The following is a 13,412-nucleotide window of genomic DNA, read 5'->3' on the forward strand; positions in this document are numbered from 1 at the left end:
TTTGTTAGCAATTTATTTTATGATCAGTGGATTATTAGTGGCTCTTGATCAGTGGGTCAAATGGTGGATCGTCAATGATTTATCTTTAGGCGAAACGAAGACATTGATTCCAGGCGTCTTATCGTTGAATTATATACGCAATACTGGGGCAGCTTGGAGTATGCTTGAAGGGAAGATGTGGTTTTTCGTCATAATCACAGTGGTTGCTGTCATTGTTGTCGTGACATTGATGGTCAAGAATCGCAAACAGGGCAATCGATGGTTGCTGACAGGGTTAAGTTTTATTTTAGCAGGAGCTATTGGGAATTTTATTGATCGTGTAAGACTGGGATATGTCGTCGATATGTTCCAAACAGATTTTATGAATTTTCCGATCTTCAATGTAGCTGATATGACACTTGTTTGTGGTGTGATTCTTATTTTGATATACATTATTTTAGATGAAAAGGAACAAGGGAAAAAATGACAGAATTAAACGCAACGATTCAAACAGAAACAGGACGGATCGATAAAGTACTCACAGGTTTATTCAACGATTATAGTCGTTCACAAATCCAGCTTTGGCTCAAAGATGGTGCCGTTTCGGTCAACGGACAAGTGGTGAAAGCAAATTATAAAGTGAAGAAAAATGATGAAATCGTGATCGCTGTGCCAGAACCAGAGACCCTTTCAATTGAAGCAGAAGACATTCCATTAGAAATCGTTTATGAAGACGAAGCGGTTGCTGTTGTCAACAAACCACAAGGCATGGTCGTCCATCCTTCAGCAGGTCATCCGAATGGTACGATGGTCAATGCTTTAATGTATCATGTAAAAGATCTTTCGTCGATCAATGGTGTGATCCGTCCAGGGATCGTCCATCGAATCGATAAAGATACTTCAGGTTTGTTGATGGTAGCGAAAAATGATTTAGCACATGAATCTTTGGCCAAGCAATTAAAAGATAAAACTTCTTTACGTAAATACGTAGCGTTAGTCCATGGAGTGATTCCTCATGAAAAAGGAACGATCAACGCACCGATCGGTCGATCAAAAGTGAACCGTAAAATGCAGGCAGTCAGAGAAGATGGCAAACCAGCCGTGACCCATTTTAATGTCTTGGAACGATTCAATGATTTTACGTTGGTGGAGTTGACGTTAGAAACAGGTAGGACCCATCAGATCCGTGTGCATATGAAATATATAGGCTATCCTTTAGCTGGAGACCCAGTTTACGGACCAAGTAAGACATTGAAAGGAAATGGGCAATTTCTTCATGCGAAGCTCTTAGGTTTTACCCATCCAATCACAGGTCAGAAAATGGTCTTTGAAGCACCGCTTCCAACAATCTTTGAAAAAACTTTAGAAAAACTAAGGAAAAGTGTTGCATTTTGATTTAGATAACGGTATAGTATTTAACAACGAAAGCATAAAAACTTCATATCAGTTCCTTTAAGTTTAGTCCCGTGAGGCTAAGAAGGGTGTGGGTAAGAGAGCTATGGTGCGCCATAACATCGATTACTCAATGACGTAGTATAACTATCAGTGTATCTAAATGTACACTCAGTCTAGACATTCCTCCTGTCCTCTTAGGGCAGGAGTTTTTTTGTGTATAAAAAAGGAGGAAACAAACATGCAAGCAAAAGAAGTTGTGGATCAAGTAACCATGAAGCGGGCATTGACACGTATCACTTATGAAATCATTGAAAGAAATCAGACGATTCAAGATGTTGTCTTAATTGGGATAAAAACAAGAGGCATTTACATCGCATCAAGAGTTGCCGATCGTTTGAAGCAACTAGAAGGCATCGAAGTTCCGGTCGGAGAGCTGGATATCACATTGTATCGTGATGATAAAAAAGAAACACCAGCTGAAGCAGAACTTCATTCTTCAGATATTCCCGTTTCACTAGAAGGAAAAGAAGTGATTTTGATCGATGACGTCCTTTACACTGGACGAACGATTCGAGCAGCGATGGACGCAGTAATGGACTATGGTCGTCCTAGAAAAATTTCTCTGGCTGTCTTAGTAGACAGGGGACATCGGGAGTTACCGATTCGAGCAGACTATGTTGGGAAAAACATTCCCACAGCAAAAACAGAAGAAATCTTAGTCGAAATGCAAGAACTTGACGGCAAAGATCGAATCATGATTTTGAAAGAGGAAGAATAGAGGAGCAATTGATATGTCAGAACAGAAAAAATTCCATAATCACGATGCGGTTTTAGATATCCACGATCGCCCAAAAACAGGACATTGGATCGGCTTAAGTTTACAACATCTCTTTACGATGTTTGGTGCTACTGTACTTGTGCCGATTTTAGTGGGGATCGATCCAGGGATTGCCTTAGTCAGCTCAGGATTAGGAACATTAGTTTATCTTTTTACTACTAAAGGAAAGATTCCAGCCTACTTGGGTAGTAGCTTTGCCTTTATCGCAGCTATGCAAATGCTGATGAAGACTGACGGTTACCCAGCGATCGCCCAAGGAGCCGTAACGACTGGTCTGGTTTACTTGATCGTCGCATGGATCATCAAAAAGATCGGTTCAGCATGGTTGGACAAAATTTTACCACCGATTGTCGTTGGTCCCGTGATCATGGTAATCGGTTTGGGGTTAGCAGCGAATGCTGCAACGAACGCAATGTATAACCAAGGCAACTATGATTTTAAATATATAGCCGTGGCACTGATCACTTTAGCATTGACGATTTTCTTCAACATGTGGCTAAAAGGATTTTTAGGACTTATTCCAATTTTGTTAGGGATCATTTGCGGCTACCTCGTTGCTTTACTCTTCGGAATCGTCGATACAAAGCCGATCGCTGATGCTGCTTGGTTCGCTTTACCAAACTTCGAGATTCCATTTGTTCAATATGAACCGAAGCTTTACTTAGGGGCAATTACGACGATGGCACCTATTGCTTTCGTTACGATGACAGAACACATTGGACACTTGATGGTCTTGAATAAATTAACCAAACGTAATTTCTTTGAAGAGCCAGGTTTACACAAAACATTGATGGGAGATGGCTTAGCGCAGATCGTCGCAGCTTTCGTCGGTGGCCCTCCAGTTACAAGTTATGGGGAAAATATCGGTGTGTTAGCAATCACTCGTGTACACAGCGTATTCGTCATCGGTGGTGCAGCAGTCTTCGCTGTGATTTTAGGATTTGTGGGCAAATTAAGCGCTTTGATCTTAAGTATCCCCGGACCCGTAATTTCCGGAATCAGCTTTATCTTGTTCGGAGTGATCGCAGCGAGTGGAATGAAGATTTTGATCGAAAATAAAATCGATTTTGATAAAAAGAAAAATCTGTTGATTGCTTCAGTGATCTTAGTGGTCGGAATCGGCGGCTTGGTTTTTGAAGTAGGCACCTTCACGTTATCAGCAATGGCTTTAGCAACTGTACTTGGTATCATTCTGAATCTTATCTTACCCGAAACTTCACGTAGCGAAGAAAAATAAGGAGGAACTATCATGATCATCAAATCAGAACGCATTAGTTTAAAACATTTATTGACAGTGGAAGCTTTAACGGATCAAGAAGTCATGGGCTTGATCCGTCGAGGTCAAGAGTTTAAACAAGGAGCAAACTGGACACCACAAAAACCGCAATACTTTGCGACGAATCTGTTTTTTGAAAATAGTACTCGTACGCATAAGAGCTTTGATGTAGCCGAAAAGAAACTAGGCTTAGAAGTGATTGAATTTGAAGCGAGTACGAGTTCTGTACAAAAAGGGGAAACCCTTTATGATACGGTCTTGACGATGTCTGCGCTCGGTGTGGATGTTGCAGTAATCCGCCATGGAGATGAAAATTACTATGATGAATTGATCCAAAGTAAAACGATCCAATGCTCGATTATCAATGGTGGTGACGGAAGTGGCCAACATCCAACCCAATGCTTACTTGATTTGATGACGATCTACGAAGAATTTGGTTACTTTGAGGGATTGAAAGTAGCGATCGTCGGGGATATCACACACTCACGAGTAGCAAAATCAAACATGCAAATGCTGAAACGATTAGGAGCACAAGTCTTCTTTTCAGGTCCACGCGAATGGTACGATGAAGAATTTGAAGTCTATGGGCACTACCTGCCATTAGATGAATTATTAGAACAAGTGGATGTCATGATGATGCTTCGCGTACAACATGAACGTCATGATGGGAAAGAAAGTTTTTCAAAAGAAGCCTATCACCAAGAGTATGGATTAACAGTCGAACGTGCGAAGAAATTACAAAAGCATGCGATCATCATGCACCCAGCGCCAGTCAATCGTGATGTCGAATTAGCTGACTCCCTTGTGGAAGGACTACAATCACGAATCGTACAGCAAATGAGCAATGGCGTCTTTGTTAGAATGGCGATCTTAGAAGCAGTACTAAACGGAAAAGCGTAAAGCTAGGAGGAAGAAAAGATGAAAACACTCATTAAAAACGGTCAAATCAATACACGAAAGAATGAAACAACACCTGCAGAAATTTGGATCGAAAACGGAAAAATCAAAGCAATCGGCGAAGGATTTTCCGAGGCTGAATTTGATGAAGTGTTTGATGCCAAAGGACAACTGATCACACCTGGTTTAGTGGACGTCCATGTCCATTTAAGAGAGCCAGGATTTACATACAAGGAGACGATTGCAGCTGGTACTAAAGCAGCAGCAAGAGGCGGCTTTACAACTGTTTGTGCCATGCCTAATCTGAACCCTGTACCTGATACCCCGGAAAAATTAAAACAGGTCTATGACTTGATCAAACGAGATGCAGTGGTCAAAGTCTTGCAATATGCACCGATCACTGAAAATCTTCGAAGTGAAGTCTTAGTAGATCAAGAAGCGATGATTAAAGCAGGAGCATTTGCATTTACGAATGATGGCGTGGGTGTTCAGACCGCAGGAACGATGTATCAAGCCATGAAAGAAGCAGCAAAAAATAACAAAGCACTGGTAGCACATACGGAAGATGAATCGTTACTATTCGGTGGTGTGATGCATGCTGGTGATAAAGCAAAAGAACTAGGTTTGCCAGGTATTTTAAGTGTAACTGAATCCTCACAAATCGCACGGGATCTCCTTTTAGCTGAAGCAACAGGTGTGCACTATCACGTCTGTCACGTTTCTACCAAGGAAAGCGTGCGGGTCATTCGTGATGCCAAAAAAGCGGGTATCCACGTTACAGCAGAGGTTTCTCCCCATCATTTGATCTTGATTGATGAAGATATCCCCGAAGACTTCGGCTTTTGGAAAATGAATCCCCCATTAAGAGGAAAGGAAGATCGAGAAGCGTTGATCGAAGGACTTCTTGATGGAACGATTGATTGTATTGCGACTGACCATGCGCCACACGGATTAGAAGAAAAAAGCAAAAGTTTCTTAGAATCACCATTTGGGATCGTAGGAAGTGAGACAGCTTTCCAACTCATTTATACGCACTTTGTTGAAACCAATCGTTTCACACTCGAACAAGTGATCAACTGGATGGCTACCAAGCCAGCGGAAATCTTCCAGTTAGAGGCTGGGACATTGACAGTTGGGGCACCTGCTGACGTAGCTGTTTTCGATATTGAACACTCAAGTACAATCGATAAGAAAGATTTCTTATCGAAAGGCGAAAACACACCTTTTGTTGGATGGAACGTCAAGGGCGAAACATTAGGAACATTCGTTGATGGAAAATTGGCGTGGCACAAAGGGGAGTGAAGCAAATGGAACGATTATTGATTTTAGAAGATGGGACAGTTTTTAAAGGAAAAGCATTTGGAGCGAATAATAATGTGTTTGGCGAGATCGTATTTACTACCAGCATGACAGGCTATCAAGAAACGATCACAGACCAAAGTTTCAACGGGCAAATCATTACCTTTACGTATCCGATGGTGGGAAATTACGGTGTCAACCGTGATGATTATGAATCTATCGCACCAACTTGCAAAGGCGTAGTCGTCAAAGAACATGCGAGAGTGGCTTCTAATTGGCGGAGTCAAATGACATTGGACGAGTTTTTGAAACGAAAAGGTATCCCTGGAATTTCAGGGGTTGATACTCGGGCATTGACACGAAAAATTCGTCAAGTTGGAACGATGAAAGCGAGTATCGTGGATGTTGGTGATTCCTTTGAACATGCTTTTGATCAATTGAAAGCGACCGTTTTAGCTACAAACCAAGTGCAACAAGTCTCAACGAGTAAACCATATCCAAGTCCTGGAACTGGAAAAAATGTGGCTGTCATTGATTTTGGTTTGAAACATAGTATTTTGCGTGAACTAAGTAAAAGAAACTGCAATTTAACCGTATTACCTTATAATACGGATGCAAAAACAATTCTCTCCCTAGCACCGGATGGCGTCATGCTGACGAATGGACCAGGAGATCCAAAAGACGTACCAGAAGCTATTGAAATGATTCGAGAAATCCAAGGGAAAATACCAATTTTCGGGATCTGTTTAGGGCATCAATTGTTTGCCTTAGCTAATGGTGCGGATACCTATAAAATGAAATTTGGTCATCGTGGCTTGAATCATCCTGTCCGAGAAATCGCGACTGGAAGGATCGATTTTACTTCTCAAAATCATGGCTATGCTGTGGATGAAAAAACAGTTGATCCAGATCAGTTGCTGATCACCCATGTAGAAGTAAATGATGGGACTGTGGAAGGAATTAGACATCGCCATTATCCAGCGTTTAGCGTCCAATTCCATCCTGATGCAGCTCCCGGTCCGCATGATGCGCTTCATTTATTTGATGAATTTATGGAAATGATGGATGCAGGAGAGGAGAAATAAACATGCCAAAACGTACAGATATCAAAAAAATTATGGTGATTGGATCAGGTCCGATCATCATTGGTCAAGCGGCGGAATTTGACTATGCCGGAACCCAAGCTTGCCTTGCTTTGAAAGAAGAAGGATATGAGGTCGTTTTAGTAAATTCCAATCCCGCAACGATCATGACTGATCAAGAAATTGCCGATCAAGTGTATATCGAACCGATCACACTAGAATTTGTTTCAAGGATCTTGCGAAAAGAACGTCCTGATGCTTTGTTACCGACATTAGGCGGACAAACAGGCTTGAACATGGCAATGGAACTAGCAGAATCTGGTATTTTAGATGAACTAGGCATTGAGCTGTTAGGGACAAAATTATCTGCTATCGATCAAGCAGAGGATCGTGATTTATTTAAAAAGTTGATGGAAGAACTGAATCAACCAATCCCCGAATCTGAAATCGTCACAACTGTTGAAGAAGCAGTCGAATTTGCTAATAAAATTGGCTATCCAATCATCGTTCGTCCCGCTTTCACATTAGGTGGAACGGGTGGTGGAATGTGTAAAAATGAAGAAGAACTTCGAGTGATCGCAGAAAATGGTCTGAGCCTTTCTCCAGTGACCCAATGTTTGATCGAACGCAGTATTGCAGGATTCAAAGAAATTGAATACGAAGTTATGCGTGACTCGGCTGATAATGCCATTGTTGTTTGTAACATGGAAAATTTTGACCCAGTGGGTATCCACACAGGCGATTCGATCGTCTTCGCCCCAAGTCAGACCCTTTCAGATCATGAATACCAGCTGTTGCGTGATGCATCATTAGCGATTATTCGTGCATTGAAAATCGAAGGCGGCTGCAATGTCCAACTTGCACTTGATCCACATAGCTTCAATTATTATGTGATCGAAGTTAATCCTCGTGTTTCACGCTCTTCTGCTTTGGCAAGTAAAGCAACTGGTTACCCGATTGCAAAATTAGCGGCTAAGATCGCTTTAGGTTTAACACTAGATGAAATGAAGAATCCGGTAACTGGAACGACTTATGCAGAATTTGAACCAGCTTTGGACTACGTCGTTGCTAAGATTCCTCGTTGGCCATTCGATAAATTTGAGAATGGGGAACGAGTTTTAGGAACTCAAATGAAAGCAACTGGCGAAGTAATGGCGATTGGTCGTAACATTGAAGAATCCCTATTAAAAGCTGTCCGCTCTTTAGAGATCGGGACACACCATTTGGAACTACCAGAACTCAACATGATCGATGATAGTGAATTGATCGAAAAAGTCGTCCGTGCCCAAGATGATCGCTTATTTTATGTCGTAGAGGCGATCCGCCGCGGCTATCCAATTGAAGAACTGGCGGAGTTGACAAAGATCGATTTGTTCTTTTTAGACAAATTGCTCCATATCGTTGAACTAGAAACCGAACTGTTGGAACACCCGCAGGATGAAAATGTCTTACGTACTGTGAAACAAAATGGGTTTACGGATCAAAAGATTGCTGAACTGTGGAAAACTGAAGCAAAGCAAATCAGAGAGCTCCGTGAAAAATCCGATATCAAACCCGTATACAAAATGGTCGATACGTGTGCGGCTGAATTTGCTTCACAGACGCCTTATTTTTACAGCTCATACGAAGTTGAAAATGAAAGTGAACGATCCGAAAAAGATTCTGTTCTTGTCTTAGGTTCTGGGCCCATTCGAATCGGACAAGGGGTCGAGTTTGACTATGCAACGGTCCATTCAGTCAAAGCGATCCAACAAGCAGGTTATGAAGCCATTATCATGAATAGCAATCCTGAAACAGTTTCAACTGATTTCTCGATCTCTGATAAACTGTACTTTGAACCACTGACTTTTGAAGATGTGATGAATGTCATTGAACTTGAACAACCGATTGGGGTAATCGTCCAGTTTGGTGGTCAGACAGCTATCAATTTAGCAGAACCGTTAGTTCAAGCGGGCGTCAAAATTTTAGGAACTACAATTGAAGATTTAGATCGTGCTGAAAACCGGGATTTATTTGAACAAGCGTTAAGAAGCCTGGAAGTACCTCAGCCACTAGGTGATACTGCAACTAGTAAAGAAGAAGCAGTAGGGATCGCTTCAAAAATCGGTTATCCTGTTCTGGTCAGACCAAGTTATGTCTTGGGCGGTCGAGCAATGGAAATCGTTGAAAATCAACAAGATTTGGAAGATTATATGGAACATGCAGTGAAAGCTTCCCCAGAACATCCTGTTTTGATTGACCGTTATTTGCTTGGAAGTGAATGTGAAGTAGATGCCATTTGTGATGAGGAAACAGTTCTAATCCCTGGAATCATGGAACACATTGAACGTGCAGGGGTCCATTCGGGGGATTCCATGGCTGTTTATCCGCCACAAGCACTCTCAGCAGAGATCAAACAAACCATTGAAGACTATACGATTCGCTTAGCTCGTGGTTTAAACTGTATCGGTATGATGAATATCCAATTCGTGATCCACGACAATCAAGTTTACGTGATCGAAGTCAATCCTCGTGCAAGTCGAACGGTTCCGTTTTTAAGTAAAGTTACAGGAATACCGATGGCTCAAATCGCCACAAAAGCGATCTTAGGTGAAAAGTTAAGTGACTTAGGCTTTACGAATGGCTTATATCCAGAATCCAACGCTGTTCATGTGAAAGCTCCTGTGTTCTCGTTTACTAAATTGCAACAAGTGGATACCTACTTAGGACCTGAAATGAAATCTACTGGAGAAGTCATGGGATCTGATCAAAACTTAGATAAGGCATTATACAAAGCGTTTGAAGCATCAGGTCTACGCCTGCCAGATTATGGTGCCGTCTTGTTCACGATCGCTGATGAGACTAAAGAAGAAGCGTTAGCGCTAGCTAAACGTTTTTCAGAAATTGGTTACAGCCTATTAGCTACCAAGCATACGGCAGCTTATTTTGAAAAAAATGGGCTGATCGTCACGCCTGTTGCTAAAATCTCTGAAAAAGCAACGGAGAAAAATGTTGTTGAGTTGATTCGAGAAGGAAAAGCACAGGTCGTTGTTAATACCATCGATAAAGATCGAGGAAATGCCTCGAAAGACGGATTTATCATTCGCCGAGAAGCAGTTGAACATGGTATTCCTTTATTTACTTCATTAGATACTGCGGATGCGATCATTCGTGTGATGGAGTCTCGAGCTTTTTCGACACAAGCGATTTGATCAGCATGTTCTAAAGTGACAGTTCCTATAACGATTAAGTAATAGTTAAAATAGCTTGTAGGCCCCTAAACAAAGATAAAAGTGATCGTTTACGTTCGCCTTGTTACTGACATTGGTTGAAAGGATCACTTTTGTCGAGATGTTTGGCAATGAAAAAATCCCAAAGAGGAGAGCAGATATGAAGCAAGAAGTCATGACAATCATTCAACAAACACAACTAGCACCACGTATTTATGAATTGACTTTAAAAGGAGAATTGGTCAAAGAAATGTCAATACCTGGGCAGTTTTTGCACATTCGAGTGCCTAGATCAGATTTACTTTTACGCCGCCCCATCAGTATCCATTCGATTGATCAACAAAACCACACTTGCCAGATCATCTATCGAATCGAAGGTGAAGGAACGAAAGAATTTTCTACGTTGAAAGCTGGCGATTCTTTAGACGTTTTAGGTCCATTAGGCAATGGTTTTGATCTATCTGGGTTGTCCGCAGGAGAGGAAGTGTTCATCGTAGGGGGAGGAATTGGTATCCCACCTTTATATGAATTAGCCAAACAACTGAATATGCGGGGCGTAAAAGTCACCAATTTTTTAGGATTTGCATCAAAAGAAGTCATGTACCATGAAGCAAAGTTTCATGAATTAGGTGAAACTAGAGTAGCGACGGATGATGGTACCTATGGGATCCATGGAAACGTCGGGAATCTGCTAATGAGTACTCATAAGCAACCAAAAGCTGTCTTTGCTTGTGGTGCAAATGGTCTCTTAAAAACAGTCGAACAACTTTTTGTGGATCACCCAAATGTCCAATTGTCCTTAGAATCACGAATGGCTTGCGGTATCGGTGCTTGTTATGCGTGCGTTTGTCATCGACCGGATGATGAAACTGGAACAAAAAGTGTCAAGGTGTGTGACGAAGGGCCAATTTTTAAAGTAGGAGAGGTTGTCTTATGAGTAATCCCTTAGCAGTTAAGCTCCCAGGTTTGGAATTGAAAAATCCGATCATGCCAGCCAGTGGATGCTTTGGATTTGGAAAAGAATATGGGAAATATTACGATTTGAATCAATTGGGGTCGATTATGGTCAAGGCGACAACGCCGCATGCAAGGTTTGGTAATCCCACCCCACGTGTGGCGGAAACACCCTCCGGTATGTTGAATGCAATCGGATTGCAAAATCCCGGTCTGGAAGTTGTCATGAATGAACTGTTACCAGAATTAGCTGTCTATCCAGATTTACCTATCATTGCGAATGTCGCTGGTGCCTGTGAAGAAGACTATGTCGAGGTTTGTCGTAAAATTGGTGAAGCGCCGAATGTCAAAGCGATCGAGTTGAATATTTCTTGCCCGAATGTCAAACATGGCGGCATTGCCTTTGGGACAGACCCAGATGTTGCCTTTCAATTGACACAAGCTGTCAAAAAGGTTGCAAGTGTACCAGTTTATGTGAAACTTTCCCCTAATGTGACGGATATCGTACCTATCGCACAAGCAATCGAAAGCGGTGGGGCAGATGGCTTTACGATGATCAATACACTACTTGGTATGCGGATTGATCTGAAAACACGTCAACCTATTTTAGCTAATCAGACAGGTGGTCTTTCTGGTCCTGCGATCAAACCAGTGGCGATTCGTTTGATCCATCAAGTCGCCGCTGTTTCCGAGTTGCCGATCATTGGTATGGGCGGTGTCCAAACCGTTGACGATGTCTTAGAAATGTTCATGGCAGGAGCCAGTGCTGTGGCAGTAGGAACAGCTAATTTCACGGATCCGTACATTTGTCCGAAACTGATCGAAGAACTACCCATACGAATGGCAGAATTAGGGATCGAATCCCTCCAACAACTAATCAAAGAAGTAAGAGAGGAACGAATGAAATGAACCAACGACCAATTATTGCTTTAGACTTTTCGACGTGGCAAGAAGTGGAACAATTTATGCAACTATTCCCTGAAGAGGAAAAATTATTTGTAAAAATCGGAATGGAATTATTTTATCAGGAAGGACCGATTATTGTTCGTTGGTTGAAAGATGCCGGACATGAAGTATTTTTAGACTTGAAACTTCATGATATCCCTAATACGGTGGAAAAAGCCATGCGTGGGTTAGCAAAACTAGGCGTGGATATCACTTGTGTCCATGCAGCTGGCGGAATCAAAATGATGCAAGCGGCACTACGTGGGCTAGAAGAAGGAACGCCTGTTGGCAAAAAACGCCCATTGTTATTAGCAATCACTCAGCTTACTTCAACGAGTGAAGCGGATATGCATCATGATCAATTGATTCAAGTTCCCTTAGAAGAAAGTGTGATCCATTATGCGAAATGTGCCGAAGCTGCTGGACTGGATGGCGTTGTTTCTTCTGCCTTAGAAGTGAGTGGCATCAAAACAGCCACCCGCCAAGATTTCATTTGTCTTTCTCCGGGTATCAGACCAGAAGGAAGCGTTGCAGGTGATCAAACGAGGATCGTCACGCCTGCCCAAGCTCGAGGAATTGGTTCAACTTTCATCGTGGTTGGACGACCAATCACTCAGGCGAAAGATCCCTACCAAGCCTATCAAACAATCAAAGAAGAATGGAGTCGATCAATTTGAATACGATTGAAAAGAACATTGCCAAAGATTTGTTAGCTATTGAAGCGGTTTTCTTAAGCCCAAATGAACCATTCACGTGGGCAAGTGGACTAAAAAGCCCGATTTATTGTGACAACCGCATCACGATGAGTTATCCAAAAGTCAGAAAAGCAATTGCTCAAGGGTTAGCAGAAAAAATCAAGCAAGCATTCCCTGACGTGGAAGTCATTGCTGGTACAGCAACAGCAGGAATCCCTCACGCTGCATGGGTGGCAGAAATCTTGGACTTGCCTATGGTTTATATCCGTAGTAAAGCGAAAGATCACGGTAAAGGCAATCAAATCGAAGGACGGATTTTTGAAGGTCAAAAAATGGTTGTGATCGAAGACTTGATTTCGACAGGCCAAAGCGTTTTAGAAGCAACGGAAGCAGCCAAAAGAGAAGGCGCTAATGTATTAGGTGTAGCAGCGATCTTTACGTATGAACTACCAGCAGGTGAAGAAAATTTTGCCAAAGCAGAGTTACCACTATTTACTCTCACGAATTATTCTGTCTTGATCGAAACAGCGTTAGCCGAAAAATATATTGATGAAGCGGAATTAGCCTTGTTAAAAGAATGGAAAAAGAATCCAGCGGACTGGTTAAAACAGTAACGAAGAAAACGAAGATGGAACAAAAACAAAAGACTCAAAAAAGGGCTTTCGTTGAACAAAATCCATGGTATACTAGGATCAAACAAAACAACTGAATGAAACAAAGGAAGCATCCAAGGCGAAAGTTTTGCTATGGACGAGTAGCGCGATTACGGAATTTCGTAAGAAAAAAATTTTCTGCGAGGTTTTAGAGCTATGTTGTTTTGAATGCTTCCAAAACCCAAAACGT

12 protein-coding genes are annotated in these 13,412 nt (G+C 41.9%); all 12 read left to right on the plus strand.

The window, feature by feature from the left end; translation table 11 throughout:
* Window position 1 precedes the first annotated feature (1 nt).
* The 12 genes from lspA (at window position 2) to pyrE (ending at window position 13,183) form a co-directional block, all read left to right on the plus strand.
* Window positions 2–466, plus strand: a complete 465-nt coding sequence (lspA, locus tag IGL30_RS05935) for a signal peptidase II (RefSeq protein WP_123874795.1) — start codon at window positions 2–4, stop codon at window positions 464–466.
* Window positions 463–1,374: an RluA family pseudouridine synthase gene (locus IGL30_RS05940; protein ID WP_034697864.1), complete on the plus strand. Its 912-nt coding sequence runs from the start codon at window positions 463–465 to the stop codon at window positions 1,372–1,374. The genes lspA and IGL30_RS05940 overlap by 4 nt, the downstream gene beginning before the upstream one ends.
* 238 nt (window positions 1,375–1,612) lie before the next feature.
* Window positions 1,613–2,152: a bifunctional pyr operon transcriptional regulator/uracil phosphoribosyltransferase PyrR gene (pyrR, locus tag IGL30_RS05945; protein ID WP_010719217.1), complete on the plus strand. Its 540-nt coding sequence runs from the start codon at window positions 1,613–1,615 to the stop codon at window positions 2,150–2,152.
* Between the two features lie 13 nt (window positions 2,153–2,165).
* Window positions 2,166–3,449, plus strand: coding sequence for a solute carrier family 23 protein (locus IGL30_RS05950; RefSeq protein ID WP_010719216.1), 1,284 nt, complete (start codon window positions 2,166–2,168; stop codon window positions 3,447–3,449).
* 12 nt (window positions 3,450–3,461) lie between these two features.
* Complete coding sequence (locus IGL30_RS05955; RefSeq protein WP_010719215.1) at window positions 3,462–4,388, plus strand: aspartate carbamoyltransferase catalytic subunit; 927 nt, start codon at window positions 3,462–3,464, stop codon at window positions 4,386–4,388.
* Window positions 4,389–4,406: 18 nt separating this feature from the next.
* Window positions 4,407–5,687: a dihydroorotase gene (locus IGL30_RS05960; RefSeq protein ID WP_010719214.1), complete on the plus strand. Its 1,281-nt coding sequence runs from the start codon at window positions 4,407–4,409 to the stop codon at window positions 5,685–5,687.
* Between the two features lie 5 nt (window positions 5,688–5,692).
* Window positions 5,693–6,769 (plus strand): carbamoyl phosphate synthase small subunit, encoded by a 1,077-nt coding sequence (locus IGL30_RS05965; protein WP_088745146.1) that lies wholly within the window; start codon window positions 5,693–5,695, stop codon window positions 6,767–6,769.
* 2 nt (window positions 6,770–6,771) lie between these two features.
* Window positions 6,772–9,957 carry a carbamoyl-phosphate synthase large subunit gene (gene carB, locus IGL30_RS05970; protein WP_123874794.1) on the plus strand — a complete coding sequence of 1,062 codons (3,186 nt, stop codon included), beginning with the start codon at window positions 6,772–6,774 and terminating at the stop codon, window positions 9,955–9,957.
* Window positions 9,958–10,135: 178 nt separating this feature from the next.
* Window positions 10,136–10,912, plus strand: coding sequence for a dihydroorotate dehydrogenase electron transfer subunit (locus tag IGL30_RS05975; protein ID WP_094940263.1), 777 nt, complete (start codon window positions 10,136–10,138; stop codon window positions 10,910–10,912).
* Window positions 10,909–11,838: a dihydroorotate dehydrogenase gene (locus IGL30_RS05980; RefSeq protein WP_053766054.1), complete on the plus strand. Its 930-nt coding sequence runs from the start codon at window positions 10,909–10,911 to the stop codon at window positions 11,836–11,838. The genes IGL30_RS05975 and IGL30_RS05980 overlap by 4 nt, the downstream gene beginning before the upstream one ends.
* Window positions 11,835–12,551, plus strand: a complete 717-nt coding sequence (gene pyrF / locus IGL30_RS05985; RefSeq protein ID WP_088745144.1) for an orotidine-5'-phosphate decarboxylase — start codon at window positions 11,835–11,837, stop codon at window positions 12,549–12,551. The genes IGL30_RS05980 and pyrF overlap by 4 nt, the downstream gene beginning before the upstream one ends.
* On the plus strand, window positions 12,533–13,183 hold the full coding sequence (gene pyrE / locus IGL30_RS05990) for an orotate phosphoribosyltransferase (RefSeq protein ID WP_164445105.1): 651 nt from the start codon (window positions 12,533–12,535) through the stop codon (window positions 13,181–13,183). The genes pyrF and pyrE overlap by 19 nt, the downstream gene beginning before the upstream one ends.
* The last annotated feature ends 229 nt before the right edge of the window (window positions 13,184–13,412 follow it).

The organism is Enterococcus sp. DIV1089c, from assembly GCF_050530965.1.
Classification (GTDB): Bacteria; Bacillota; Bacilli; order Lactobacillales; family Enterococcaceae; genus Enterococcus_B; species Enterococcus_B hirae.